Below are 26,112 nucleotides of genomic sequence, written 5' to 3' on the forward strand. Positions count from 1 at the left end.
TCAGCGCTCCCCGTCCGGCTCGTGCCCGTCGCGGGCGAACGGCACGATCAACCTGGTCCGCTGGTCGTGCCGGTCGACCAACAGCGCCCGGTCGGCGCGGGGCGTGTAGGCCAGGTCATGCACCCCGAGGTGCAGGGCCAGTTCCGCACCGGGCACGTTGAGCGCGACGAGGCAGGCGACGTCGTCGCGGTTCTGGGTGCCGCCGAGGTCGTCGGAGAGCCGGCGCAGGCCACGCCACCAGGCCAGCAGGTGCACGCCCTGGGCGGGCCCCTGGCGCAGCACGGCCCGCAGGTCGTCCAGGCCGGAGCGGAACGTCACCGGGTCGGCCGCCCCGAGTACCGGCGCGGCGGCGTCCATCCCGAACACCACCAGGTATTCCCGGCCGGCCGGTTCGGCGGCCAGCGCGGCGATCCGGTCGCGCAGCCCGGCCGCGTCGAGGCGGTGCACCGGATGACCGGCGGCCCGGAGCGTGGCCTCGGTCTCGGCGGCGACCGGGTCGGCGGCGGTGACCAGGGAGGCCACCTGGAACCGGACGTCACCGGGGTTGTGTTGACGGGCCAGGCTCAGGGCGGCGGCGCGCAGCACGTCCGCGCCGGCCGGTGCGGTGCCGACGACGGCGAGGTGCCGGCCGGGGGTGGTGTCCATGAGGAACAGCGCGGTGGTGCCGTGCACGTCGACGGTCCGGCCGACCAGCGCCATGGGGCGTCGGCCACCGGGGCGCAGCCCGGCGAAGGTGGGATCGTCCTCGACACGGGCCGCCTCGTACCCCTTGAAGACCGCCGGTGCCCGCGAGCCCGGCGGGCGGGCCTGCCACAGCTCGTGGCGCAGCGCGGCGAGGTCCCCGGCGGCGGCGTGCGCGTCGGGGAAGCGCAGCACGGTGTCCGCGCCGACCGCGCCGGCGGCGGTGTTGATGACGGCGGCGCCGATAGGCAGGGCGGCGGCGGCATCGTTGAGCTGGTCGAGGACGCCGCCACCGCCGGGCAACGCCACCCGCAGGGCGAACTGCCCGAAGATCGCCTCGGCCCGACCGTAGAGCGCCTCGATCCCGGTCATGCTCTGGCTGGCCAGCACCAGGTGGATGCCGTACGAGCGGCCTTTGCGGGCCAACTCCTCCAGCAGGTCGACCGATTCGCGGGCCAGGGCGTCGTTGCCGGCCAGGAGCACGTGGAACTCGTCGATGACGGCCACGATGCGCGGCAACGGGCTGTCTCTTGGCAGGTCGGCGAGCTTGGTGACGCCGTGCCGCTTCAACGCGGTGGCCCGCCGCTGTGCCTCGCGGCGCAACTCCCGCAGCACCGCCAGGCCGTACTCGCGGTCGGACTCGATGCCGACCGCGCGGGCGTGCGGCAGCCAGGACGGGTCGCGGCCGGTGGGCACGAACTCGCTGAAGCTCACGCCCTCCTTGAAGTCGAGCAGGTAGAGCTGCAACTCGGCGGGCGAGTACCGCGCGGCGAGGCCGTACAGGACGTCGAGGAGGAAGACCGTCTTGCCCGCGCCGGTACGCCCGCCGACCAGCCAGTGCGGGGTGACGTCGTCGAAGGCGACCGTCAGCAGAGTGTCGAAGGCGACCGTCAGCGGCGTGCCGCCGGCCCGGCCGACCACGGTGCGCAGGCCGTTGGCCGCCGACTCGGCCCAGCGCCGCTCGGGCAGCAGCGCGGCGAAGGGCAGCGCGTCAGCGCGTCGGGCGGCGGCGCCGACGTGCTCGGCGAGCGCGCGGACCGACGCCGGCGGCGGGTCGCCGTCGAGCAGCACGGGGGCGGCGAGGCCGCTGCCGTCGGCGCTGAACGGGGCGCCGGGCGGGTCGCCGACGTGCGCGTACCCGTCGCTGAGCCGGATGGCGGTGGTGCTGCCCAGCGGCGGCGACGTCTCGCCGGGCAACCGGGACGGATGGCCGGCGAGGAGCACGCAGACGGCGGCGGCCGGGCCGGCGTGGGTGAGCGCGGCGAGTCGGGCCAGCTCCCGTGGCGCGGGGGCGGCGGTGGCGACCACCAGCAGCACCTGCCGGGTGGCGGGCTCGGCGTGTTGGGCGGCGCGGGCGTGCCGTTCGGCGGCGTCCAGCAGGGCGGTCACCTCGGCCTCGCTGGTGGCCGGCGGGTCGAGCACCCCGGCGTCGAGCAGCGGGCGCAGCGGGCCGAAGGTCGCGCCCAGCGCGGCGGTGTCGATGCCGGCGACCCGGACCCGGCCGGGCGGCGCGGTGGCCACGAGTCGCAGCACCAACGCCCGCAGCAGCGCGGCGACCCGCCCGTCCCGGGCGTCGGTGTCCAGTGCCAGGTGGTGGCCGCCGCCGAGTGGCACGAGCACCGCGAAGCCGCCGTCCTCGGTGGACGCCTCGCCGACGCGCACCGCGACCGGGTCGTCGGTCAGGGTGGCGACGCCGGGAGTCGGTGTGGCCAGCGCGCCGCCGAGGCGCGCGAGCCGGGCGACGAGGTCGGCCCCACCGGCGCGGGGCGTCGGAGGCGGCGCCGCGCCGAGCACGGCCCGGGCCGCGTCCAGATGGGTACGGGCCGCCCGGTGGGCGGTGACCGCCTGCCCGTACGCCGACGCGAGCCTGCCCACGCATCGCCTCCCACGCCACGGCCGTCCGGTTCGCGCAAACCCTAACGGACAGCGGTGACGCCGGGACAGTAACCGACCCCCGCTTTCGGATCGTGGCGACGACGCCTCCCCCCGCGCGCCAGGCCAGCGACGTTCACAGTTGTCGATTAGGTTGGCGGTGCGAAAACCCGATGGAGGGAGTGCACCTCGTGCGTCGAGTCCTCACGGCGGCCACCGCCGCCCTGACCCTCACCACCGCCGGCACCATGCTCACCGGCGCGCCCGCCGCCGCCGCCCCGACGGCCTGGGGCCGACCGGTCGTCACCGCCGCGCCGCAACCCGGAGCGGCGGGCCTGGGCGACACCTATTACCCCGACTACGGCAACGGTGGCTACGACGTCTCGCACTACGACGTCCGGCTGCGCTACGAGCCGGCCACCGACCGACTCACCGGCACCACCACGATCCTCGCCACCGCAACGCAGGACCTCTCGACGTTCAACCTGGACTTCCTGCTCGACGTCGAGTCGGTGCGGGTCAACGGATGGGAGGCCGGCACCAGCACCGCGGGCACGCACGAACTGGTCGTCACCCCGGCCCGCACCATCAGCCGGGGGCAGCAGCTCACCATCGTGGTGCGCTACGGCGGCATCCCGTCCGAGACCCTGGTCGGCGGCTACACCGGCTGGACGCGTACCGACGACGGGGCGCTCGCGGTCAACGAGCCCGAGTCGGCGTGGTGGTGGTTCCCGAGCAACGACCACCCGCTGGACAAGGCCACCTTCGACATCTCCGTGTCGGTGCCCACCGGCGTCGAGGTGATCAGCAACGGCGTGCAGCCGAGGCCGCCGGTGGCCGAGGCCGGCAACCGCACCCGCTGGATCTGGCGGACCACCTCCCCCACCGCGACCTACCTGGCGTTCATGGCCATCGGCCAGTACGACATCGTCACCGACACCACCCCGGGCGGCCAGCCGGTGATCAACGCGTACAGCACGTCGCTGGGCGCGCTCGGGCCGGCCGCGCGGGCCAGCATCGAGCGCACCGGTGAGATCGTCGACTGGGAGAGCGGGATCTTCGGCCCGTACCCGTTCGAGGCGCTGGGTGGCGTGGCCGGCCCGGTGGACGGCATCGGCTTCGCCCTGGAGACGCAGACCCGCCCGGTGTACGCCGCGGGCTTCTGGCGGCGCGGCGCCAACACGTACGTGGTGGCCCACGAGAACGCCCACCAGTGGTTCGGCGACTCGGTCTCGGTGGCCGAGTGGCGCAACATCTGGCTGAACGAGGGCTTCGCCTCGTACGCCGAGTGGCTCTGGTCGGAGGAGCAGGGCGAGGGCACCGCGCAGGAGGTCTTCGACTTCACCTACGCGAGCTACCCCGCCGACGACGAGTTTTGGCAGGTGCTGCCCGGTGACCCGGGCGCCGACCGGGTCTTCGACGACGCGGTGTACGACCGGGGCGCGATGACGCTGCACCAGCTCCGGCTGGCCGTCGGCGACGACGCGTTCTTCGCGATCCTGCCGGCGTGGACGGCCGAACACCGGTACGGCAACGGCACCATCGAAGAGTTCCAGGCCCTGGCCGAACGGATCTCCGGCCTGGACCTGGACGACCTCTTCACCACCTGGCTGTTCACCGCCGGCCGTCCCGACGTGGCCAGCGCCGCGCGCAAGGCCACCCCGCCGGCCGAGCCGAAGTCCTGGGCCAAGATCCGCGAGTCCCACCAGCTGCTGTCGCACTAGGGTCTGGGGCCGGGAGCGCCCGTCGTGTGGCGGGCGCTCCCGGCCTCTTGCGGTCGTGCGGGGTGTGCTGGGTGCCTGTCGAGCTGCCCCGTTTGTGGGGCAGACGGCGGCACCGACACCACGAGCGCGCATGGAACGACCGCAGCGCACAGCTCGACCCCACCCGCACGGGCACAGGCAAAGCAAAGGCGCGGGTACGGGCACGGGCGCGGGCGCGGGCACGAGCGCGGGCACAGCGCGACCGCCGTGCGGAGAGCAGCCGTCCCGGCCAATGCCCCACATTTGGGGCAGCTCGACAGGCACCGCACAGGTAGTGCTCACCCGCCCGGCGGCGTCCGTGCGCGACCGATCACACGGTCGCTGGCAGGCCTGTCGCTTCGACACGATTCGCCTCGACGGCGCGGATGTGCCGGTAGGCGAACCAGAGCGGCGGGAACGCCCCGACCGCGAAGGACAGGTCGACGAGCGTCCAGAACCACGGGATGTCCCGGATCGGGCCGCAGATCAGCGCCAACGGGACGATGCCCACGCAGGCGATCATGCCGACCTGGACCACCCACACGTTGCGCACCGGGTCACGCAGCGGCCCCCAGAACGCGACCGCCAGCACCAGGTGGGCGAAGGCCAGCCAGTCGGTGCCGTAGAGCAGGAACGGGTAGTCCCGGTCCGCCGTCACCAGACCGCTGTGGACCCGTTCGATCCAGTCGACGAGCGCCGGGAACTGGCCGGCGAGCGGGTCCAGCGCACGCAGCAGCCAGCGCACCTCGATCTCCAGTGGAAACGCGGTGGCCCCGCTCAGGAAGAGGCCGATCAGCACGATCCACAGCCACCGGCGGGTACGCCGCAACCGCTCCGCGTTGTCCATGATCGCAGCGTAACGATGATCTTCGTGTCGCCCGGTCCCGGAATCGGTGACCGCTGTCTCAGTGCCGCGCGGTCTCGCCCGCGAGGGCCAGCTCGCCCAGTCGGAGCGGACGCGTGGCGGTGCCACCGGTGGCGACGACGCACACCGCGCCGGCGGGCCGTACGACGCGGGCCGCCCGCCACGCCGCTCGACGTACCGGATGGCGCGGCCGTGGGACGACCAGCGTGAGGGGCGCGGCGCGGCCGTGTTGCCGGTCCAGGGCGACCGCCGCCGCCGTGGTGGCGATCGCGGCGACCGAGCCGGCCAGGACGAGCGTCTGCCGTGGCCCGGCATGCTCGGCCAGCCAGCCCAGCAGCGGGGCGCCGACCGCGGCCGAGATCGAGCCGGTGACCGCGAGCGCGGCGAGCACCCGGCCGCGCATCGCGCCATCGGTGTCGAGTTGGGCACGGGTGCCGACGGTGGTGTCGATGACGACCGCGGCGGCGGCGATCGGGAGGATCACCGCGGCGAAGCTCCAGACGCCCGGGACGAGACCCGCGACGATCTGCAGACCGCTGGCCAGCAGGCCGGCGCCGACCAGGGTCCCGTAGCTCAGCGACCGCCTGCGCGCGGCGGCGAGCGCGCCCACCACCGTCCCGACCGCGAACACCGTGGACAGCAGGCCGTAGCCGGAAGCGCCGGCGGCCAGCGGTCCGTCGCTCATCGCCGCCATCGTCACCTGGTAGTTGCGACCGAGGCTGCCCAGCACGAACGACAGGGCGAGCGCGAGCAGCAGGACCGGTTGTCCGCGCAGGTAGGAGAACCCGGCGCGGACACCGTGGCGGGTCGGGCCACCGGGAGCCTCCGCGCCGGCCACGACCCCCGGCCGTACGGCGAACAGCGCCACCACCACGGCGGCGAAGCTCGCCGCGTTGATGCCGAAGAGCAGCGCCGGGCCGACGACGGCGACGCCGACGGCCCCGAGGCTCATGCCGAGGATGCGTCCGGCGGAGTTGGTGAGCGACCCGAGCGCCAACGCGTTGCCCAGCGTCTCGCGGTCCACCAGGGTCGAGGACCAGCGGCCCATGACCGGCCCTTCGATCGCCGAGACAGCGCCGCTGGCCAGGGAGATCGCGAAGATCAGCGGGAGGCCGCCGACCCCGGTCAGGGCGACCGCCGCGAGGCCCGCGGCGAACGCGGCGTGGGCCACCTGGGCGGTGATCAACAGTGGACGGGCGGGGAGACGATCGGCCAGCACACCGCCCCAGACGCTCAACAGCAGCGTGGGGGCCGCCTGGAGCAGCACGGCGATGCCCATCGAGGTCGCCGAGCCGGTCTCCTTCAGCACGTACCAGTTGACTCCGAGCACCTGCATCCAGGTTCCGATGACGGAGACGAAACCGGCGAGCGCCCAGATCCGGTAGTTACGGTGGCGCAGCGCGGCGAAGGTGGCACCCGTGGCCACGACGAACCTCCAGCGATCGACGACAGAACAGCGAGCCGATCGCGGCGCGGTTCGGCAGTCGACAAGTCTTGCCGGCCTAAACCTTTTTGCCCAGATTTGTGAAGGTTCTCACCTCGGGGAATGTCCGGTCGGCACGGCGACTCGCCGTCGCGCCGACCGGACCCCCCTCAGCTCAACGGGCGGCCAGTGGCTGCGCGGCCGGCCCGACCGGGGCGGGCAGCGCGCCGACACCACCGAGGTAGCCGTGGATCGCGGCGGCAACCGCGCGCCCCTCCGCGATGGCCCACACGATCAGCGAAGCGCCCCGGTGCATGTCCCCGGCCACGAACACGCCGTCCGCGTCGGTCTGCCAGTCGTCCCGGGCGTCGATAGCGCCCCGGGCGTTGCGGGCCACCCCGAACTGCTCCAACAGCGGCTGCTGCTCGGTGCCCTCGAACCCGATCGCCAGCAGCACCAGGTCGGCGGGCAACTCCCGCTCGGACCCCGGCACCACGGTCAGCACCCGCCGGCCGTCCACCTTCTCGACCGTCACCTCGGCGATCCGTACCGCACGCACCTGACCGGTTCCGTCGTCCACGAACTCCTGCACCGCCACGGCGAAGACCCGCTCTCCGCCCTCCTCGTGCGCCGGGTAGTTGCGCAGCAGCCACGGCCAGGTCGGCCACGGATCCCGGGCCTCGTCGCGCTCGGTCGGCGGCTGCGGGTACAGGTCGAGCTGGTGCACACCGGCGGCGCCCTGCCGGTGCGCGACGCCGAGGCAGTCCGCCGCCGTGTCACCGCCACCGATGATCACCACGTGCTTGCCGGCCGCGTCGATCGGGGTGCCGTCCGGCAGCACCGCCTGCGCCAACCGACGCTCGGCGGCCTCCTCGGTGGTCGCGGTCGCGACCGCCCGGTTCGCCGCGACCAGGTGCGCCATCGCCTGGTGTACGCCCCGAAGCGCCCGCCCCGGCGTCTCCGGCGTGTCCCGGCCCTGCAACGCCCCACAGGCCAGCAGCACCGCGTCGTGCTCGGCGCGCAACTGCTCGGCGGTGACGTCGACGCCGACGTGCACGCCGGTGCGGAAACGCACCCCCTCGGCGGTGAGCTGGGCCAACCGGGCGTCGATATGCCGCTTCTCCAACTTGAAGTCGGGGATGCCGTACCGGAGCAGGCCACCGATCGCGTCGTCGCGCTCGTACACCGTCACGGCGTGACCGGCGCGGGCGAGCTGCTGGGCGGCGGCGAGCCCGGCGGGCCCGGAGCCGACCACGGCCACCGACCGGCCCGACGGCGTCGGGATCGGGCGCGGGGTGAACCCGCGGGCGGCCGCCGCGTCGGCGATCTCCACCTCGACCTGCTTGATCGTCACCGGTTGGCCGCCGGCGATGCCGAGTACGCACGCCGCCTCGCAGGGCGCCGGGCAGAGCCGCCCGGTGAACTCCGGAAAGTTGTTGGTGGCGTGCAGCGACTCGACGGCGGCGTCCCAGTTGCCGGTCCGCACCAGGTCGTTCCAGTCCGGGATGCGGTTGCCCAGCGGGCAGCCGTCGTGGCAGAACGGGATGCCGCAGTCCATGCACCGGGTGGCCTGCTCGCGGACCAGCTCCTCACCGGCCGGCGGGTAGACCTCCCGCCAGTCGCTGATCCGCACCGGCACCGGACGGCGGGCCGGCAGACGCCGGTCGTAACGCAGGAAACCGTTCGGGTCAGGCACGGGCCACCTCCGGGGTGGCCGCCCGCGGCGCGGGCGGCACGGACGCGGCCGGCGCGCTGAGTGCGCTCATCACCGCGTCGTCGACGTCGTGGCCGGCGGCTTCGGCGGCCTTCATGATCTCCAGCACCCGGCGGTAGTCGCGGGGCACCACGGCGGTGAACTCGGCCACCGCCTCCGGCCAGCGCTTGAGCAACTCCTCGGCGACCGCCGAACCGGTCTCGGCGACGTGCCGCTGGATCAGCTCGTGCAGCAGCGTCTGCTCCTGCTCGCTCAGCGGCGCCAGGTCGACCAGCTCCGCGTTGACCCGGGACCGGTCCAACCGGTGCACGAACGCGGTTCCGCCCGACATGCCGGCGGCGAAGTTGCGGCCGGTCGCGCCGAGCACCACCACGGTGCCGCCGGTCATGTACTCACAGCCGTGGTCGCCGACGCCCTCGACGACGGCGACCGCGCCGGAGTTGCGCACCGCGAACCGCTCCCCCACCCGGCCGCGCAGGAAGACCTCGCCCGCCGTCGCGCCGTACAGGATGGTGTTGCCGGCGATGATCTGGTCCTCCGCGCGCTGCCCCGGCTCGGCGTCGGGGTCGAGGAACGGCGCGGCGGCGTCCGGACGGACGACGATGCGTCCGCCGGAGAGGCCCTTGCCCACGTAGTCGTTGGCGTCGCCGTGCAGCCGCAGGGTGACGCCCCTCGGCAGGAAGGCGCCGAACGACTGGCCGGCGGTGCCGCGCAGCACGAACTCGATGGTGTCCTCGGGCAGGCCGTCGCCGCCGAAGCGGCGGGTCACCTCGCCGCCGAGCATCGCGCCGACGCTGCGGTGCTCGTTGCGCACCGCCACCTCGACCCGCACCGGCGCGCCCTCGGCGAACGCCGGGGCGGCCAGCGCGATCAGCTCGTTGTCCAGGGCATGCTCCAGGCCGTGGTCCTGGGCGCGGACCCCGCGTCGGACGGTGCCGGCGGGCAGCTCCGGCAGGTGCAGGACGGGAGCCAGGTCGAGACCGTGGGCCTTCCAGTGCGACAGCGCCGGGGCCACGTCGAGCAGCTCGCTCTGCCCGATCGCCTCCTCGATGGACCGCAGGCCCAGCTCGGCCAAATATCCCCGGACCTCCTCGGCGAGGAACAGGAAGAAGTTCTCGACAAACTCCGGGGTGCCCGTGTACCGCTCGCGCAGCACCGGGTTCTGGGTGGCGATGCCGACCGGACAGGTGTCCAGGTGGCAGACCCGCATCATCACGCAGCCCGAGACGATCAGCGGCGCGGTCGCGAAGCCGAACTCCTCGGCCCCGAGCAGCGCCGCGACCAGGACGTCCCGGCCGGTCTTGAGTTGGCCGTCGACCTGCACGGTGACCCGGTCACGCAGCTTGTTGAGCAGCAGCGTCTGCTGCGCCTCGGCCAGGCCAAGCTCCCACGGGGTGCCGGCGTGCTTGAGCGAGTTCATCGGGGACGCGCCCGTGCCACCGTCGTGACCGGAGATCAGGATGACGTCGGCCTTGAGCTTGGCCACACCTGCGGCGACGGTGCCGACGCCCACCTCGCTGACCAGCTTGACGTGCACCCGGGCCGCCGGGTTGACGCACTTCAGGTCGTGCACGAGCTGCGCCAGGTCCTCGATCGAGTAGATGTCGTGGTGCGGCGGCGGCGAGATGAGGCCGACGCCGGGGGTGGCGTGCCGGGTACGGGCGATCCACGGCCAGACCTTGTTGCCGGGGAGCTGGCCGCCCTCGCCGGGCTTCGCGCCCTGGGCCATCTTGATCTGGAGGTCGTCGGCGTTGACGAGGTATTCGCTGGTCACGCCGAACCGGCCGCTGGCGATCTGCTTGACCGAGGAGCGGCGCAGCGGGTCGTGCAGCCGATCGACGTCCTCGCCGCCCTCACCGGTGTTGGACTTGCCGCCGAGGCGGTTCATCGCGATGGCGAGCGTCTCGTGCGCCTCGGCCGAGATCGAGCCGTACGACATGGCACCGGTGGCGAACCGCTTGACGATCTCGGTGGCCGGCTCGACCTCCTCGATCGGCACCGCCGGACGGACCCCGGTGCGCAGGGTGAACAGGCCCCGCAGCGAGCCGGCCTGCGCGGCGAGCCCGTCCACCTTGGACGTGTACTGGCGGAAGACGTCGTACTGCCGGCTGCGGGTGGCGTGTTGCAGCAGGAAGACCGTCTCCGGGTTGAACAGGTGCAGCTCACCCTCGCGACGCCACTGGTACTCGCCACCGACCTCCAGCCGGTCCGAGTCGGCGGTGCCCGCCGGCGGCCAGGCCAGCGCGTGCCGGGCGGCCACCTCGGCGTGCACACCGGCCAGCCCGACGCCGCCGATCCGGCTCGGGGTGCCCCGGAAGTACCTGTCGATGAGCCGGCTGTCCAGGCCGACCGCCTCGAAGACCTGCGCGCCGCAGTACGACGAGACCGTCGAGATGCCCATCTTGGACATGATCTTGAGGACGCCCTTGCCGAGCGCCTTGGCGTAGTTGCGCACCGCTGCGGCCGGCTCGACCCCGGCGAGCGCACCAGTGGTGATCATGTCCTCCACGGACTCGAACGCCAGGTACGGGTTGACCGCCGCCGCGCCGTACCCGATCAGGACCGCCGCGTGGTGCACCTCGCGGCAGTCGCCGGACTCCACGATCAGCGCCGCCTGCGTACGCGTCTGCTCGCGGACCAGGTGCTGGTGCACGGCGGCGGTGAGCAACAGCGACGGGATCGGCGCGAGATCGGCGTTGGAGTCCCGGTCGGAGAGCACCAGGATGCGCACGCCGTCCTCGATGGCCTCGGAGACGTGCCGGCAGATCTCGATCAGTCGCGCCTTGATCCCGGCCGCGCCGTCGCGCAGGCGGTACAGGCCGGACACCCGAACGGCCTTGAAGCCGGGCAGGTCACCGTCCTCGTCGATGGAGAGGATCTTCGCCAGCTCGTCGTTGTCGATGATCGGGTGCGGCAGCACGATCTGCCGGCAGCTCGCCGCGGTCGGGTCGAGCAGGTTGCCCTCCGGCCCGATCGTCGACGCCAGGCTGGTCACCAGTTCCTCGCGGATGGCGTCCAGCGGGGGGTTGGTGACCTGTGCGAAGAGCTGGTGGAAGTAGTCGTAGAGCAGTCGCGGCCGCGTCGACAGCGGCGCGATCGGGGTGTCCGTGCCCATCGAGCCCAGCGGCTCCGCGCCGGTCCGCGCCATGGGCGCGAGCAGGACCTTCAGCTCCTCCTGGGTGTAGCCGAAGGTCTGCTGACGGCGACGCACCGAGTCGTGGGTGTAGACGGTGTGCTCGCGGGCCGGCAGGTCGTCCAGCTCGATCAGCCCGGCGTGCAGCCACTCGGCGTACGGCTCGGCGGCGGCCAACTCGGACTTGATCTCGTCGTCGTGCACGATCCGGCCGGCCACGGTGTCGACCAGGAACATCCGGCCCGGCTGGAGCCGGCCCTTGGCCACCACGTGGGCGGGGTCGAGGTCGAGCACGCCCGCCTCGGAGCCCAGCACCACGAGACCGTCGTCGGTCTGCCACCAGCGCCCCGGGCGCAGCCCGTTGCGGTCCAGCACCGCGCCGACGATCTCGCCGTCGGTGAAGGCGACCGACGCCGGCCCGTCCCACGGCTCCATGAGGCTCGCGTGGAAGCGGTAGAACGCCCGCTTGTCCGGCTGCATGCCGGGGTCGTTCTCCCACGCCTCCGGGATCATCATGAGCACCGCGTGCGGCAGGCTCCGACCGGCCAGGTGCAGCAGCTCCAGCACCTCGTCGAAGTTCGCCGAGTCCGAGGCGGCGGGGGTGCAGACCGGGAAGACGCGCCGGATGTTGCCCGGCACGTTCGGCGAGCGCAGCAGCGCCTCGCGGGCCTGCATCCAGTTCCGGTTGCCGCGGATCGTGTTGATCTCGCCGTTGTGGGCGATGAACCGGTACGGGTGCGCCAGCGGCCACGAGGGGAACGTGTTCGTGGAGAAGCGGGAGTGCACCAGCGCGATCGCGCTGTCGACCCGCTCGTCGCGCAGGTCCGGGTAGAACGCCGGCAGCTGGTCGGGCGTGAGCATGCCCTTGTAAACCATCGTGCGGCTGGACAGCGACGGGAAGTACGCCGGCACGCCCCGCTCGGCGGTCTCCCGCTCGGCCTGCTTACGAAGGCAGAACGCCACCCGGTCCAGCTCGATGCCGCGCAGCGGGGAGCCGGCCGGTCCGGCGGGCGAGTCGGTGAGGCGGTGCGCGGCCACGAAGACCTGGCGGACCCGGGGCATGGCCGCCAGGGCGGTGTCGCCGAGCCCGTCCGGCGCGATCGGCACGTCCCGCCAGCCGAGCAGGTCCGCGCCCTCGACCAGCGCGTACTTCTCGACCACCCGACGGGCGCGCGCCTCGGCGGCGTCGTCGTCGGGCAGGAAGACCAGGCCGGTGGCGTACTCGCCGGCCGGCGGCAGCGGAATGCCGGCGACGGCGCGCAGGAACGCGTCCGGTACCTGGATCATGATGCCGGCGCCGTCGCCGGTGTTGGGCTCCGCGCCCCGGGCACCCCGGTGGTCCAGGCGGCAGAGCGCGCCGAGCCCGTTGGCGACGACGGAATGGGACCGTCGGCCGTACAGGTCCGCCACGAAGGCGACCCCACAGGCGTCGTGCTCCTGCGCCGGGTCGTAGAGGCCCTGGGCCTCGGGGCGGGGGCCGGGCGTCGGGGACGCCTGCGGGCTGTGCGGGTGCGGCTGTGTCGAATCCGCGTACGGCTGAGCCACCGGGCCTCCTGTCGTCACTCAGGTTGGATCATGGGTGGGGACGACGTCGGCCCGTGGGTCTATTGAGTCTACGTTAGGGCTGGGGGGACAAGGCCACTCAAGATTGATCACACCGTCCAGAGTCTGGGACGTGTAGTCTCGCGCGGTGGATTCGGTGCACAAAGACATCTTCGACCAGTTGGAACGTTTCTACGACGCGGTGCCCCGCGACGTCGCCGGTGTCGAGGAGCACGGCGGGTTGGCGCTGTTCGTCCGCGAGGGTGCCGGCTGGCCGTTCTACGCCCGCCCCCGGATCGACGCCACCGAGCCGCCGTCGCTGGCCGACGTGACCTCGGTACGGGAACGCCAGCGCGAGCTGGGCCTGCCGGAGGCGTTCGAGTGGGTGCACGAGACGACGCCGGAGCTGCTCGCGGTGGCCCGCTCGGCCGGGCTGTCCGTGCTGGAGGCCCCGCTGATGGTCCTCGACCCGGCCGCCCTGCCCGACCCGGCGACGCTCTCCGACGTACCCGTGCGGGTGCTGGCGGCGGACTCACCCGACTTCGCCGCGGACGTGGCCGCCCGGCGGGCCGTGGCGGCCGTGGCGTTCGGCGTCCCCGGCACCGCGCCCGGCGAGGCCGGACCGGCCGAGCGGGACGCGGCCGTCACCGAGCTGGAGGTGGCCGCGCTCGACGAGGAGCGGACCCGCATCGCCGACGGTCGACGGATCTCCGCGCTGGCCGGCACGCCGACCGAGGGTGCGCTGGCCAGCGGCATGGCGATGCGCGTGGATGATGTCGCCGAGATCGCCGGAGTGGCCACCCTGCCGGCCGCCCGCCGACGCGGAATGGGCGCCGCGCTGACCGCCACCCTCGCCCGGGAACTGCTCGCCGCCGGGACCGGGCTCGTCTTCCTCTCCGCCGGCAGCGAGGAGATCGCCCGGGTCTACCTGCGGGTCGGCTTCCGCCGCATCGGCACCGCCTGCATCGCCGAACCCGCCGCCCTGATTCCCTGAGCCGCCCGGCCGCTGTCACGCCGGCCGCACCGGCGCGAGTCGGTCAGGCCGGCGGACGCCACTGGGCCGCGGAGGCGGCGGCGCTGGAGAGCAGCCGCGAGTTGATCGTGCCGAGCGCGGCGTCCCGGGCACGCAGCGCCAACCGGCCCCGGGTCTGCAGCACCGCGGACATCCGCCGGGTCTGCCGGACCACGGTCGCCGCCCGGGGACGGCGCACGCGGTCGTACGTCTGCACGGCGTCGGGTAGCCGGGCCTCGCGCAGCAGGGAGGCGAGGGTGGCGGCGTCCTCGAACGCGAGGCAGGCGCCCTGCCCGAGGTGCGGCGGCATGGCGTGCGCCGCGTCGCCGAGCAGCACCACCCCGCCCGGCCCGACCCCGAAGCCGTACGCGCGCGGCAGCGGGCGGAGCTCGCGCACCTCCTGCTGGACGAGGTCGCTCGGGTCGGTGGCGTCGAGCAGCGCGCCGATCGGCGCGGGCCAGCCGGCGTACCAGCGGCGCAGGAGAGCGAGCTGGGTCTCCGGCGGCTCCGGGCGGGGAGCGCCGGCCGCCGTGGCCACCCAGTAGATGCCACCGCGCGTGGAGCCACCCGAGGAGCCCCGCTCGCCCAGCGAGGCGGCCACGAAGCGGTAGCCCGCGCCGAGCACCTCGCCGCCGATCGGCTGGTCGGCGGGCAGCCGGGGCGCCCGGTACCAGGGGATGACGGCACGCCAGGCGGCGCAGCCGGAGCTGACCACCCGCGACTCGGGGGCCAGTTGGCGGCGGATGACGCTGTCCGTGCCGTCCGCCGCGACCACCAGGTCGGCTTCGATGGTGTGCCGTCCGTCGTTCACACCCGGTCGTTCGCCCGGATCGACGCGGACGTGGCGTACGGTCACCCCGGTTCGCAGCTCGACCCGGTCGCCGAGGCCGGCGATCAGGGCGTCGTGCAGGTCCTCGCGGTGCACCACCACCGGCATCCGGTCGGCCGGCGTCGGCCGGGGCTGCACGAGCCAGTGCCCGTCCGGACGGCGTACCCCGCCATCGGGCAGCGGTGTGGCGATGGCGGCCAGACCGGCGCCCAGGCCGAGGGCCTGCAGGGCGCGCACACCGTTGGGCCAGAGCACCACGGCGGTCGGCTCGGGTCGAACCCGCTCGGCACGGTCCAGCAGGGTTACCTGCCACCCGGACCGGGCCAGCGCGCCGGCGACCGCGAGGCCCCCGACCCCGGCGCCGACCACCACCGCGCTTCGCATCGGGCCGCCCCCGCTCAGCTGTCCCGGTCGGCGGGGCGTACGCCGGTGGCGTCGGCCCGGGCCCCGTCGCGCCCCTCGGGCGTACCGTCCGTCGACTCGGCGGCGCGGTCCTCGTCGGCGGACGACTCGGCGCCCTCCGGGAGCACGTCGTCGGCCGGCTCCGGTGGCGCCACACCGGTGTCCCGCCAGGTGGCGTACTGCTCCTCGCTGACCACCCGGTAACCCTCGGGGGCGGCGGCGCGTGCGCCGGTCTCGCGTGCGGAGACGTCGACCTGCGACAGGTCGGACGTCGTGGGCGGCGTGGCGGTGGCCGCCGCGCCGATCGGGATCAGGAACTCCCGGGGGCCACGAACCCGCACGAAGTAGGCCAGCGCGCCGAGGAAGACCAGGGCCGCGGTCCACACGTTGAGCCGTACGCCGAAGATCTGGTTCGCCTCGTCGGTACGCATCAGCTCGATCCAGAACCGGCCGGCGGTGTAACCCATGACGTACAGCGCGAACGCCCGGCCCCGCCCGAGCTTCAACCGCCGGTCCAGGACGAGGACCAGCCCGGCCACCCCGACGTTCCACAGCAACTCGTAGAGGAACGTCGGGTGGTAGAGGCCCGGTTCGAGAATCGGCTGGCCGGCGTCGTCGCGCAGGGCGTGCCCGGGGCTGTCCGGGTCCATCCGGTGGATCTCCAGACCCCACGGAAGGGTCGTCCGGCCGCCGAACAGCTCGTTGTTGAACCAGTTGCCCAGCCGGCCGACCGCCTGGGCCAGCGGCAGCCCGGGGGCCAACGCGTCGGCCACCACGCCGAGCGGGATGCCGAGCTGGCGGGCCGCGATCCAGGCGCCGACCGCGCCGCCCGCGACCGCGCCCCAGATGCCGAGGCCGCCCTCCCAGATGTAGAACGCCTTCAGCGGCTCGCCGCCGGCGCCGAAGTACTTCTCCGGCGAGGTGATCACGTGGTAGACCCGGGCGCCGATGATGCCGGCGGGCACCGCCCAGACGGCGATGTCGAGCACCGCCCCGGGCGCGACGCCACGCTGGCGCAGCCGACGCTCGGTCACCCAGCAGGCCAGCACGATGCCGGCGATGATGCACAGCGCGTACGCCCGCAGCGGGAACGGCCCGAGCTGCCAGACGGCGGTGCTGGGACTGGGCAGGGCCGCCTGGGGAGATAGCGAGGCGATGGTCACGGGTGCACACGCTACCGCTGCGCACCCCCGCAGCGGCACCCCGGGCCGCCGTACCGCGCTCGGAATGACGTCTGGTTCGCGGCGCCGGAGCCGCCGGAGAGGCCGGGCGACGGACGGGCGGCACCCGGTCGAGCGTGATGCCTGTGCGTCATCAAGATGACGCACAGGCATCAGAGTTGTCGCACCCGTGCCGCAGGAGCGGCGAGCGACGCGGGCCGGGTCGGCCCGCGGCGGCGCTCAGCGGGCCGGGTTGCGGACGCCCTCGGCAAGTTCGGCGCTCAGGGTACGCAGCGCGGCCAGCCCTTCGGCCTCGGAGGAGGCGTCCAGGACGCACCGCACCAGCGCGCTGCCGACGATCACCCCGTCGGCGTACCCGGCGACGGTGCTGGCCTGCGCGCCCGTGCCCACGCCCAGGCCGACCCCGACGGGCAGGTCGGTGGCCCCGCGCACCCGCGAGACCAGGGTGGGAGCGGCGTCGGAGGTACGCGCCCGCGCGCCGGTCACCCCCATCACCGCCGTGGCGTAGACGAAGCCCCGGCAGTGCTCGACGGTCATCGCGAGCCGCGCGTCGGTGGACGACGGCGACACCAGGAAGGTGCGGTCCAGCCCGTGGGCGTCCGAGGCGGCCAGCCACTCCGCCGCCTCGTCGGGAATCAGGTCCGGCGTGATCAGGCCGGTGCCACCGGCGGCGGCCAGGTCACGGGCGAACACGTCCACGCCGTACCGCTCGACGGGGTTCCAGTAGGTCATCGTGACGACCGGCGCGCCGGTCGCCGCGACGGCCTCGATGATGCGCATCGTGTCGGCCGTACGGACCCCGCCGGCCAGCGCGATGTCGCTGGCCTTCTGGATGACCGGCCCGTCCATCACCGGATCGGAGTACGGGATCTCCACCTCGATGACGTCGACGCCGGCCTCGACCATCGCCGTCATGGCCGCGATGCTGCCCTCGACGGTCGGAAACCCGGCCGGCATACAGCCCACCAGCACGGCCCGCCCGTCGGCCCGGGCCTTGTCGAAGGCCACCCCGATGCGACTCACCTCAGCGCTCCTTGTCGAGGATGCCGAAGTAGTCCCCGGCGGTGTGCACGTCCTTGTCGCCCCGGCCGGAGAGGTTCACCACGATGGTGGGCTCCCGGCCCAGCTCGGCGGCGAGCTTCGGGGCCAGCGTCACGGTGCCGGCGAGCGCGTGCGAGCTCTCGATCGCCGGAATGATGCCCTCGGTGCGGCAGAGCAGTTCGAAGGCGGCCATCGCCTCCTCGTCGGTCACGGGCAGGTAGCTGGCCCGGCCGGTGTCGTGCAGCCAGGCGTGCTCGGGCCCGACGCCCGGGTAGTCCAGGCCGGCGGAGATCGAGTGCGACTCCAACGTCTGCCCGTCGGCGTCCTGCAACACGTACGTGCGGGCACCGTGCAGCACGCCCGCCGACCCGCCGGTGATGCTGGCCGCGTGCCGACTGGTGGTCACCCCGTCGCCGCCGGCCTCGAAGCCGTACAGCCGCACGTCCTCGTCGGGAACGAAGGCGTGGAAGATGCCCAGCGCGTTGGAGCCGCCGCCGACGCAGGCGGTGACCGCGTCCGGCAGCGCGCCGGTCAGGTCGAGGCACTGCTGCCGGGCCTCGTCACCGATGCCCCGGACGAAGTCCCGCACCATCGCCGGGAACGGGTGCGGCCCGGCGGCGGTGCCGATCAGGTAGTGGGTCGCGTCGACGTTCGCCACCCAGTCGCGCATCGCCTCGTTCATCGCGTCCTTGAGGGTGCGCGAACCGGTGGTGACCGGTACGACGGTGGCGCCGAGCATCCGCATCCGGGCCACGTTGAGCGCCTGCCGCTCGGTGTCGACCTCACCCATGTAGACCACGCACTCGAGGTCGAACAGGGCGGCGGCGGTCGCGGTGGCGACGCCGTGCTGGCCCGCCCCGGTCTCGGCGATCACCCGGGTCTTGCCCATCCGCTTGGTGAGCAGCGCCTGGCCGAGCACGTTGCGGATCTTGTGCGCGCCGGTGTGGTTGAGGTCCTCGCGCTTGAGCAGCACCCGGGCGCCGACCTTCGCGGAGAACCGGCGGGCCTCGTAGAGCAGCGACGGCGTGCCGGCGTAGTCGCGCAGCAGCGCGCCGAACTCGGCTCGGAAGGACTCGTCCGCGATCGCCGTCCGCCACGCCCCGTCGAGCTCGTCCAGCGCGGCCACCAGGGCCTCGGGCACGAACCGACCGCCGAAGCGGCCGAAGTGGCCGGCGGAGTCGGGCTGCGAACCGGCCACCGGGGCCAGCGCGTCGGCGCTCATCGGACAATCCTCTCGGTGGGGCGTCACACCGGCGCGGTCAGCGCACCGGCCGGGGCGTCGCCGGGTGGTTACCGGCGTTGACCAACTCGGCCACCGCCTCGCGTGGGCTCTTCTGGGTGACCAGTCCTTCGCCGACCAGGACCGCGTCGGCGCCGGCGGAGGCGTACCGGATCAGGTCGTGCGGCCCGCGAACGCCGGACTCGGCGATCTTGACGACGCTGCTCGGCAGGCCCGGCGCGATCCGCTCGAACACCGAGCGGTCCACCTGAAGGGTACGCAGGTCACGGGCGTTGACCCCGATCACCTGCGCGCCGGCCTCCAGGGCCCGGTCGGCCTCCTCCTCGTCGTGGACCTCGACGAGCGCGGTCATGCCCAGCGACTCGATCCGCTCCAGCAGGCCCATCAGCACGTTCTGCTCGAGGGCGGCCACGATCAGCAGCACCAGGTCGGCGCCGTGTGCGCGCGCCTCGTGCACCTGGTAGCTGGAGACCACGAAGTCCTTGCGCAGCACCGGCACGGTGACCGCGGCCCGGACGGCGGCGAGGTCGTCCAGCGAACCGCCGAACCAGCGCCCCTCGGTCAGCACGCTGATGGCCCGCGCGCCACCCGCCGCGTAGTCGACGGCGAGGTCGGCCGGATCGGCGATCTCGGCCAGCCGGCCCTTGGACGGCGAGGAGCGCTTGACCTCGGCGATGACCGCGACACCGGGCTTGCGCAGCGCGGCGTACGCGTCCAGCGGCGGCGGCGCCGCCGCGGCCAGTTCACGGATCCGTTCCAACGGAACCTGCTCCTGGCGACGGGCGACGTCCTCGCGCACGCCAGCCAGAATCTCGTCGAGCACGCTTACGGACGCCGCCTGACCGGCCTCGTCCCCCTCCGCGTGCGCATGCTCAGCAGTCACCAACGGACTCCCCTCTCCGGGTGTCATGGGCCGATGCTAGGGGCACCCGACCGAGGCCGGGAGCCGGGGGTATGGCGCTGCTCACGAAAAGGCCTGCGGCATAATGGCCGACTTGCCGTGAAGGGGATGTCACGCAGCGCCACCTCCGTATCGACCGCCGTCACACGACGACAACCCGGCGGCCCCGGTCGAACCGGGCCGACCCATCGATCATGCCACCCACCGCCGATCGCCGCCCGATGACAGCGACAGCAGTCGATGTTGTGAGCAAGCTCAAGGCCGAACGGCCCCTCCCAGGTCGCGGGCGCGGCGGGACAGTTGACGGGGTGGTCACCCGGACGAAACGTCGGCCGGTGAGCATCGTCCTCGGGCAGACTCGATGACGCGCCTGCCCGACCGTCGCCGACTCCTCGTGTGGAGTGAGCCATGAACACTGCCGAGTCGAACTCCAGCATCGGACTGACCACCATCTCGCGGACCATGGCGTCGTTCGCCGTCGGGGTGGTGCACACCCTGGAACGGGCCGTCGTCGGTGAGGGCCGGATGCGCACGGCACGCGGTAACGCCTGGGAGGCGGTCTGCGCCGACCGGGCCCGCGCCGACCGACGCGCCGAGCTGGACCGCCTGGTGGCCGAACTGACCGCCACCCGCGCCGCCGCGCGCCCGCAGCGGGACCGTCAGCCGGTCGTCCGGGAGCGGGACCGTCAGCCGGTCGGCTGATCAGCCGGCCGTGGGGTCCTCGCCCCGGTCCAACGCGTCCCACGCCTCGGTGGTCCGCCGACCGGCCATCGGGCCCGGGGTGGCAGCCGCGCTCGGCCTACTCTCCGTGACGGTCCGCGTCGGCCGTTCGTACCGGGCGCCCATCGCCGGCCACCCGCCGCCGCGCAGTGCCGTCCACCCACCACCCACGGCGACGAGCAGACCGCCGACCAGACAGAGCGCCGGCCACTGCCGACTCACCATACCGTCGAGGTCGGCGACCAGTCCGTAACCAGCGCCGGCCGACACCGCCAGGCCCAGCGCGCCGAGCAGCACACCCAGCAGCCGCCGTACCCGACCCCGGGTGGCCAGCACCGCGCCGCCACCGGCCAACGCCACCACGGCCAGCGCCGGCAGCCACGGCAGCAGGGCGGCCCCGCTGCGCGCCTCGCGCACCGGCGGCAGCGGCGCCGGCCGCGCGGTCAGCTCGACCGACCAGCCCCGGGTCGCCATCCACAGCGCCAGGCCCGCGCCGGCGAGACAGAGCAGCATCGCGTACGTCAGCTCGCGCCGACCCTTCACGTTCATCGGGCCGCCCGCAGCGTTTCGGCGGCGGCGATCGCGGCCAGCACGGCGGCGGCCTTGTCGCGGGTCTCCTGCTCCTCGGCGGCCGGATCCGAGTCGGCGACCACTCCGGCCCCGGCCTGCACGTAGGCGCGGCCGTCACGGATCAGCGCGGTCCGGATGGCGATCGCCATGTCCAGGTCGCCGCCGAAGCCGAAGTAGCCGACCGTCCCTCCGTAGACGCCACGGCGTACCGGCTCCAACTCCTCGATGATCTCCATGGCGCGCACCTTGGGCGCGCCGGAGAGCGTTCCGGCCGGGAAGGTCGCGGCGAGCGCGTCGAACGCCGAACGGTCGTCACGCAGCGTGCCGGTCACGGTGGAGACGATGTGCATCACGTGGCTGTACCGCTCGATGGTCGCGAACTCGGGCACCTGGACGCTGCCCGGCTCGCAGACCCGGCCCAGGTCGTTGCGGCCCAGGTCGACCAGCATGACGTGCTCGGCGCGCTCCTTGGGATCGGCGAGCAGCTCGGCCGCGAGGCCCGCGTCGGCCGCCGGGGTGCCGCCGCGCGGGCGGGTGCCCGCGATCGGGTGCAGCAGCGCCCGCCGCCGCCCGTCCGCGCCGGCGGTGACCTTCAGGTGCGCCTCCGGCGACGAGCCGACGATGTCGAACCCGTCGAAGCGCAGCAGGTACATGTACGGGCTGGGGTTGCTGGTGCGCAGCACCCGGTAGACGTCGAGCGGGTCGGCGTGCGTGGCCCGCTCGAACCGCTGGGACAGCACGATCTGGAAGCACTCGCCCGCCCGGATCGCCTCCTTGGCCGCCTCCACGGCCTTGACGTAGCCCCCCTCGGGCGTACGGCAGACGACCTCGCCGGCCGGTGGGCGCGCGACCGTCGAGATCATCGGCGGGATGGGTCGGGACAGCGCGGTGGTCATCGCGTCGAGGCGACCCACCGCGTGGTGGTACGCGGCGGTGACGTGCGCGTCGCGGTCCGCCGCGTCCAGCGGTGGCAGTACCGCGTTGGCGACCAGGATCGCGGAGCCGTCGTAGTGGTCCAGCACCACCAGGTCGGTCGCGAGCATCATGCCCAGCTCGGGCACGCCGAGGTCGGACTCGGTCAGCTCGGGCAGCCGCTCGAAGCGGCGGACGAGGTCGTACCCGAGGTAGCCGACCATGCCCCCGGTCAGCGGTGGCAGACCGTCGCCCGGGCCGGGCGGCGGCCCGGCGAGCGCCGCCACGGTGTCCCGCAGCACCCGCACCGGGTCGCCGTCGGTGGGCAGCCCGGCCGGGGGTTGCCCGAGCCAGGTCGCCGCGCCGTCCCGCTCGACGAGGGTGGCGCTGCTCCGGACGCCGATGAACGAGTACCGCGACCAGGCCGTGCCCGCCGAGCCGACCCCCTGCTCGGCCGATTCGAGCAGGAAGGTGCCGGGCCCGCCGGCGAGCTTGCGGTAGACCCCCACCGGAGTCTCGGCGTCGGCCAGCAGCCGTCGGGTGACCGGTACGACACGCCAGCCGGCGGCCAGTTCGGTGAAGGTGGCCAGGTCGGGGCTCACCGCGCCGTCGGTCATGCGCCGGCCCGCCTCTCGGTCCCGGCGGGGCGCCGCCGCACCGTGCTCACCGGGCGTCCGGCGCGCTGACCGGCAGCTCGGTGAAGAAGCACGTCCGGTGGCCGGTGTGGCAGGCCGCGCCGACCTGGTCGACGCTGACCAGCAGGGCGTCGCCGTCACAGTCCAGGGCGACCGAGCGCACGTACTGGTGGTGCCCGGAGGTGGCGCCCTTGACCCAGTACTCGCGCCGGCTGCGCGACCAGTAGGTGGCCCGGCCGGTGGTGAGGGTGCGGTGCAACGCCTCGTCGTCCATCCAGGCGACCATCAGCACCTCGCCGGAGTCGTGCGCGCGTACCACGGCGGCGACCAGGCCGTCGGCGTTGCGGCGCAGCTGGGCCGCGATGGCCGGATCGAGCCGGGACGGACGGACCGGCGTCGAGGCCACCGGGCCGCTCGGTTCGCTGGGGACGCCGGTCACCGGCGCGTCAGGTACGGGCACAGTTGCCCATTGTCCCGCACGTGGGGTGGGCACCGGCGACGGCTCCCGCCGAGGGTTCGGCCGGTCGGCCACGGGCCGCGCGAGCTGGGCCACGTAACGGTCGAGGCGGCCGTCGACCAGGGCCTCGGCCAGGTCGGTGCCGGAGGATTCGGCGATCTCCCCGGCGTACGGGCGGATCAGCGCCACGGTGCCGGCGACCAGCCGCACGGCGGCGGCCCAGAGCTGGCCGGTGGCGCCCGGGCGCAGGCCGAGGCAGCGGAGCATGTCCTCGCGGTAGCCGGCCGGGGCGACCGGCAGCTCCAGGGCCGCCGCGAACGCCGCGCGGCGGGACGACACCCGCACCGACGGGTTCGCCGGGCGCAGCACCGACGGGCAGATCCGGGCCAGGTCCGCCACGGCGAGCCGGACCCCGAGGCGGTCGGTGGCGGCGCGGGCGGCAGCGGCCTTGCCGAGCAGGGCGATCAGCTCCTCCAGCCGGGGCGGCTCGGCGGGCTGGCAGAGCACCGGCAGGTCGATCCGGGGCCGCCAGTGCGGGTCCGCCCAGAGCAGCCGGGCCGGCGCGGTGACCGGCAGTCCGAACGCCCAGTCGGCCGGCTCGCCGAGCCGGTGCACCCAGGAGCGGACGTCCCGCGCCGCCACCGACACGTGGGTGACCCGACCGGCGGTTTCGGCCAGGTACGCGCGACGGGCGGCGTACGGCGAGCCACCGACGAGCACGTCGAGGTCGACGTCGCTGTGCGCGGTGGCCGCCCGCCGGGCGTGACTGCCGCGCAGCAGGATGCCGACGACCGGCCGTTCGGCGGCGTCCCGCAACCGCGCGGCCCAGTCCTCGAGAAATCCGCTGTGCGGTAACGGAGCGTGACCCACGGCGTCATCGTGCCGTACGTCCGATCGGCACGCAATGCCCGTTGCCGGACCTGCTGTCCGGTCCGAAGCCTACTGCCCGTTGTCACGCTAGGCGCGAGGGCGGGCACCAGAGGACAGGCCGGCCGTTGCGCGGGCCGCACACTCCTCTCTAGCGTTGGAATTCAACGAGCGATGAGTTTCTTGGAGGTGCGCGATGGACGACGCGATAGGCGTCCACGACCTGGTGGTCGATCGGGGCGGGCGGCGGGTGCTGGACGGCATCACCTGCGCCGTCCCGCGGGGCGCCGTCACCGGTCTGCTGGGGCCCAGCGGCAGCGGCAAGACCACGTTCATGCGCGCCGTGGTCGGCGTGCAGGTGGTCACCTCGGGGACGGTGACCGTGCTGGGCCAGCCGGCGGGGGCCCCGGCGCTGCGGCACCGGGTCGGCTACCTCACGCAGGCGCCGAGCGTCTACGCCGACCTGACCGTGCGGGAGAACGCCCGCTACTTCGCGGCCCTGTACGGGCGTGGGCGGGCCGAGGCGGACGAGGCGGTGAGCGCCGTCGGGCTGGCCCAGGCGGCCGGTCAGCTGGTCGCCACCCTCTCCGGCGGCCAGCGCAGTCGGGCCTCCCTGGCCTGCGCCCTGGTCGGCGACCCGGAGCTGGTCATCCTCGACGAGCCGACCGTCGGTCAGGACCCGGTGCTGCGGGCCGACCTGTGGGCCCGGTTCCACGCCATGGCCGCCGCCGGCACCACCCTGCTGGTGTCCAGTCACGTGATGGACGAGGCGGCCCGCTGCGACCGGCTGCTGCTGATCCGCGAGGGCCGGCTGATCGCCGACGACAGCCCGGACGCGATCCGGGCCGCCGCCGGTGTGGACGACCTCGACGAGGCGTTCCTGCGGCTGATCCGGGCCGGCGAGACGAAGGCGTCAGCCGGGCGGGAGAACTCATGAACGTGCGGATCCTGGCGGCCACCATCGGCCGCGTCCTGCGCCAGCTCCGGCACGACCGGCGGACGATCGCGCTGCTCGTGGTGGTGCCGACCGTCCTGCTCACGCTGGTCTACTACATGTACGCCGACAAGCCGACACCGCTGGGGCAGCCGTCGGTGTTCGACCGGGTCGCGCTGGTGATGCTGGGAACCTTCCCCTTCGTGATCATGTTTCTCGTGACCAGCATCGCGATGCTGCGCGAGCGCACGTCCGGCACCCTGGAGCGGCTGCTCACCACCCCGCTGGGCAAGCTCGACCTGCTCTTCGGGTACGGCATCGCGTTCGGGCTGGCCGCCGCCGTGCAGGCCACGTTGGCGGCCGGTCTGGCGTACTGGGTCTTCGATCTGCGGACTCTCGGCAGCAGCGGTCTGGTGATCGGGATCGCGGTGCTCGACGCGGTGCTCGGGGTCGCCCTCGGCCTGCTGTGCAGCGCCTTCGCCCGCACCGAGTTCCAGGCAGTACAGTTCCTCCCGGTCGTGGTGATCCCGCAGCTCCTGCTGTGTGGGCTGTTCGTGGCCCGGGACGAGATGGCCGGCTGGCTCCAGGGCCTCAGCGGCGCCCTGCCCCTGACGTACGCCATCGAGGCGTTGCAGGAGGTCGGCGCCCACGCCGAGCCGACCGCGACCATGTGGCGGGACGTGGGCGTGGTGTTCGGCGCGGTGGTGTTGGCGCTGGTGCTCGCGGCGGCGACCCTGCGTCGGCGCACCGGCTGACCGACCGGCGGCGACCCGCGCGGGGCGGGTCGCCACCCGCCGCCGGGAGACCGGCGGCGTCAGCGGACGAACGAGGGGCGGCGATGACGCGGCGTACCGGCCGGCGACCCGGCAACCCGGACACCCGGGAGGCGATCCTCGACGCGGCGCGGGCGACGTTCGCCGAACGGGGTTTCGACGCCGCCCCGATCCGCGCCATCGCCGCCACCGCCGGGGTGGACCCGGCTCTGGTGCACCACTACTTCGGCACGAAGGACCAGCTCTTCCGGGCCGCGATGAACTTCCCCGTGGACCCCGCCGAGCTGCTGCCGGCGGTGCTCGCCGGTGACCAGGACGGCGTCGGCGAGCGGCTGGTACGGGCCTTCATCGGCATCTGGGACTCACCGGCCGGCAGCGCCGGAGTGGCGCTGGTGCGCTCCGTGCTCAGCAGCGAGTGGACCGCTCGGCTGCTGCGGGAGTTCGTCACCACGCAGGTGTTGCGCCGGGTGCTCGACCAGCTCGACGTCGACCCGGCCGAGGTCCCGCTGCGCGGCTCGCTGGTCGCCACCCAGCTCATCGGCCTCGCCATGATCCGACACGTGGTACGGCTGGAGCCGGTCGCGTCGGCCGATCCGGAGCTCCTGGTCGCCACCATCGGCCCCAGCGTCCAGCGGTACCTCACCGGGTCGCTGCCGATCTAGGGCC

19 protein-coding genes and 1 pseudogene are annotated in these 26,112 nt (G+C 73.9%); 6 read left to right on the forward strand and 14 right to left on the reverse strand.

All coding sequences use genetic code 11. The annotated features are described in order from the left end of the window. Complete coding sequence (locus ACIBTX_RS21170; protein ID WP_363660748.1) at nucleotides 1-2,556, reverse strand: FtsK/SpoIIIE domain-containing protein; 2,556 nt, start codon at nucleotides 2,554-2,556, stop codon at nucleotides 1-3. A gap of 188 nt (nucleotides 2,557-2,744) precedes the next feature. Here ACIBTX_RS21170 and ACIBTX_RS21175 point away from each other — a divergent pair, with 188 nt between their 5' ends. Beyond that, a complete protein-coding gene (locus ACIBTX_RS21175; protein ID WP_396832881.1) occupies nucleotides 2,745-4,277 on the forward strand; it encodes a M1 family metallopeptidase in 1,533 nt (510 codons plus the stop codon). A gap of 349 nt (nucleotides 4,278-4,626) precedes the next feature. Here the strand turns inward: ACIBTX_RS21175 and ACIBTX_RS21180 are convergent, their stop codons facing one another. The 4 genes from ACIBTX_RS21180 to gltB form a co-directional block, all read right to left on the reverse strand. Beyond that, complete coding sequence (locus ACIBTX_RS21180; protein ID WP_357127103.1) at nucleotides 4,627-5,142, reverse strand: hypothetical protein; 516 nt, start codon at nucleotides 5,140-5,142, stop codon at nucleotides 4,627-4,629. 58 nt (nucleotides 5,143-5,200) lie between these two features. After that, nucleotides 5,201-6,586, reverse strand: coding sequence for an MFS transporter (locus ACIBTX_RS21185; protein ID WP_357127100.1), 1,386 nt, complete (start codon nucleotides 6,584-6,586; stop codon nucleotides 5,201-5,203). Between the two features lie 172 nt (nucleotides 6,587-6,758). Next, nucleotides 6,759-8,279 carry a glutamate synthase subunit beta gene (locus ACIBTX_RS21190; RefSeq protein ID WP_357170756.1) on the reverse strand — a complete coding sequence of 507 codons (1,521 nt, stop codon included), beginning with the start codon at nucleotides 8,277-8,279 and terminating at the stop codon, nucleotides 6,759-6,761. Further along, nucleotides 8,272-12,975, reverse strand: a complete 4,704-nt coding sequence (gltB, locus tag ACIBTX_RS21195; protein WP_396832882.1) for a glutamate synthase large subunit — start codon at nucleotides 12,973-12,975, stop codon at nucleotides 8,272-8,274. Before gltB ends, ACIBTX_RS21190 begins: the two co-directional genes overlap by 8 nt. Nucleotides 12,976-13,129: 154 nt before the next feature. Here gltB and ACIBTX_RS21200 point away from each other — a divergent pair, with 154 nt between their 5' ends. Beyond that, the gene (locus tag ACIBTX_RS21200; RefSeq protein ID WP_357127342.1) at nucleotides 13,130-13,966 is read left to right on the forward strand and encodes a GNAT family N-acetyltransferase; all 837 of its coding nucleotides are present in this window, start codon (nucleotides 13,130-13,132) and stop codon (nucleotides 13,964-13,966) included. A gap of 43 nt (nucleotides 13,967-14,009) precedes the next feature. Here the strand turns inward: ACIBTX_RS21200 and ACIBTX_RS21205 are convergent, their stop codons facing one another. The 5 genes from ACIBTX_RS21205 to trpC all read right to left on the reverse strand — a co-directional run bounded on the left by ACIBTX_RS21205 (nucleotide 14,010) and on the right by trpC (nucleotide 19,500). Continuing rightward, nucleotides 14,010-15,197 carry an NAD(P)/FAD-dependent oxidoreductase gene (locus ACIBTX_RS21205; RefSeq protein WP_357127090.1) on the reverse strand — a complete coding sequence of 396 codons (1,188 nt, stop codon included), beginning with the start codon at nucleotides 15,195-15,197 and terminating at the stop codon, nucleotides 14,010-14,012. A gap of 14 nt (nucleotides 15,198-15,211) precedes the next feature. Beyond that, nucleotides 15,212-16,378 (reverse strand): prolipoprotein diacylglyceryl transferase, encoded by a 1,167-nt coding sequence (lgt, locus tag ACIBTX_RS21210; RefSeq protein ID WP_357170754.1) that lies wholly within the window; start codon nucleotides 16,376-16,378, stop codon nucleotides 15,212-15,214. A 237-nt stretch (nucleotides 16,379-16,615) separates the two neighbouring features. Then, nucleotides 16,616-17,419: a tryptophan synthase subunit alpha gene (trpA, locus tag ACIBTX_RS21215; RefSeq protein WP_357127084.1), complete on the reverse strand. Its 804-nt coding sequence runs from the start codon at nucleotides 17,417-17,419 to the stop codon at nucleotides 16,616-16,618. A gap of 1 nt (nucleotide 17,420) precedes the next feature. Next, nucleotides 17,421-18,659, reverse strand: a complete 1,239-nt coding sequence (gene trpB, locus ACIBTX_RS21220; RefSeq protein WP_396832883.1) for a tryptophan synthase subunit beta — start codon at nucleotides 18,657-18,659, stop codon at nucleotides 17,421-17,423. Between the two features lie 37 nt (nucleotides 18,660-18,696). Then, the gene (gene trpC, locus ACIBTX_RS21225; protein WP_039906616.1) at nucleotides 18,697-19,500 is read right to left on the reverse strand and encodes an indole-3-glycerol phosphate synthase TrpC; all 804 of its coding nucleotides are present in this window, start codon (nucleotides 19,498-19,500) and stop codon (nucleotides 18,697-18,699) included. Between the two features lie 486 nt (nucleotides 19,501-19,986). Here trpC and ACIBTX_RS21230 point away from each other — a divergent pair, with 486 nt between their 5' ends. Beyond that, a complete protein-coding gene (locus tag ACIBTX_RS21230) occupies nucleotides 19,987-20,280 on the forward strand; it encodes a hypothetical protein (protein ID WP_357127078.1) in 294 nt (97 codons plus the stop codon). On the opposite strand, the gene ACIBTX_RS21235 is transcribed toward ACIBTX_RS21230, so the two are convergent. From ACIBTX_RS21235 to ACIBTX_RS21250, 4 genes and pseudogenes are all read right to left on the reverse strand, one after another. Then, nucleotides 20,281-20,847, reverse strand: a complete 567-nt coding sequence (locus tag ACIBTX_RS21235; protein WP_396832884.1) for a Trp biosynthesis-associated membrane protein — start codon at nucleotides 20,845-20,847, stop codon at nucleotides 20,281-20,283. Further along, nucleotides 20,844-22,397, reverse strand: a complete 1,554-nt coding sequence (locus ACIBTX_RS21240; RefSeq protein WP_357394864.1) for an anthranilate synthase component I — start codon at nucleotides 22,395-22,397, stop codon at nucleotides 20,844-20,846. The genes ACIBTX_RS21235 and ACIBTX_RS21240 overlap by 4 nt, the downstream gene beginning before the upstream one ends. Nucleotides 22,398-22,443: 46 nt before the next feature. Next, nucleotides 22,444-22,875: a phosphoribosyl-AMP cyclohydrolase gene (gene hisI, locus ACIBTX_RS21245; protein ID WP_357394904.1), complete on the reverse strand. Its 432-nt coding sequence runs from the start codon at nucleotides 22,873-22,875 to the stop codon at nucleotides 22,444-22,446. A gap of 180 nt (nucleotides 22,876-23,055) precedes the next feature. Continuing rightward, a pseudogene (locus ACIBTX_RS21250) lies at nucleotides 23,056-23,742 on the reverse strand (phosphoribosyl-AMP cyclohydrolase); the annotation flags it as partial. Nucleotides 23,743-23,935: 193 nt separating this feature from the next. Between ACIBTX_RS21250 and ACIBTX_RS21255 the strand changes: the two are divergent. From ACIBTX_RS21255 to ACIBTX_RS21265, 3 genes are all read left to right on the forward strand, one after another. After that, nucleotides 23,936-24,676 (forward strand): ABC transporter ATP-binding protein, encoded by a 741-nt coding sequence (locus ACIBTX_RS21255; protein ID WP_357127070.1) that lies wholly within the window; start codon nucleotides 23,936-23,938, stop codon nucleotides 24,674-24,676. Continuing rightward, complete coding sequence (locus tag ACIBTX_RS21260) at nucleotides 24,673-25,428, forward strand: ABC transporter permease (RefSeq protein WP_357127067.1); 756 nt, start codon at nucleotides 24,673-24,675, stop codon at nucleotides 25,426-25,428. Before ACIBTX_RS21255 ends, ACIBTX_RS21260 begins: the two co-directional genes overlap by 4 nt. 83 nt (nucleotides 25,429-25,511) lie before the next feature. After that, entirely contained in the window at nucleotides 25,512-26,108 is a 597-nt protein-coding gene (locus ACIBTX_RS21265; protein WP_357127064.1) for a TetR family transcriptional regulator, read from the forward strand. Nucleotides 26,109-26,112: the final 4 nt, after the last annotated feature.

The sequence above is a fragment of the Micromonospora sp. NPDC049359 genome (assembly GCF_044466585.1).
In the GTDB taxonomy this organism is placed as follows: Bacteria; Actinomycetota; Actinomycetes; order Mycobacteriales; family Micromonosporaceae; genus Micromonospora.

Bases quoted from the DNA above. Each gene is read 5' to 3' on its own strand.
- ACIBTX_RS21180 (WP_357127103.1), bottom strand. From the start codon at position 5,142: ATGGACAACGCGGAGCGGTTGCGGCGTACCCGCCGGTGGCTGTGGATC.
- ACIBTX_RS21205 (WP_357127090.1), bottom strand. From the start codon at position 15,197: ATGCGAAGCGCGGTGGTGGTCGGCGCCGGGGTCGGGGGCCTCGCGGTC.
- trpB (WP_396832883.1), bottom strand. From the start codon at position 18,659: ATGAGCGCCGACGCGCTGGCCCCGGTGGCCGGTTCGCAGCCCGACTCC.
- ACIBTX_RS21230 (WP_357127078.1), top strand. From the start codon at position 19,987: ATGAACACTGCCGAGTCGAACTCCAGCATCGGACTGACCACCATCTCG.
- ACIBTX_RS21235 (WP_396832884.1), bottom strand. From the start codon at position 20,847: ATGAACGTGAAGGGTCGGCGCGAGCTGACGTACGCGATGCTGCTCTGT.
- ACIBTX_RS21240 (WP_357394864.1), bottom strand. From the start codon at position 22,397: ATGACCGACGGCGCGGTGAGCCCCGACCTGGCCACCTTCACCGAACTG.
- ACIBTX_RS21255 (WP_357127070.1), top strand. From the start codon at position 23,936: ATGGACGACGCGATAGGCGTCCACGACCTGGTGGTCGATCGGGGCGGG.
- ACIBTX_RS21260 (WP_357127067.1), top strand. From the start codon at position 24,673: ATGAACGTGCGGATCCTGGCGGCCACCATCGGCCGCGTCCTGCGCCAG.
- ACIBTX_RS21265 (WP_357127064.1), top strand. From the start codon at position 25,512: ATGACGCGGCGTACCGGCCGGCGACCCGGCAACCCGGACACCCGGGAG.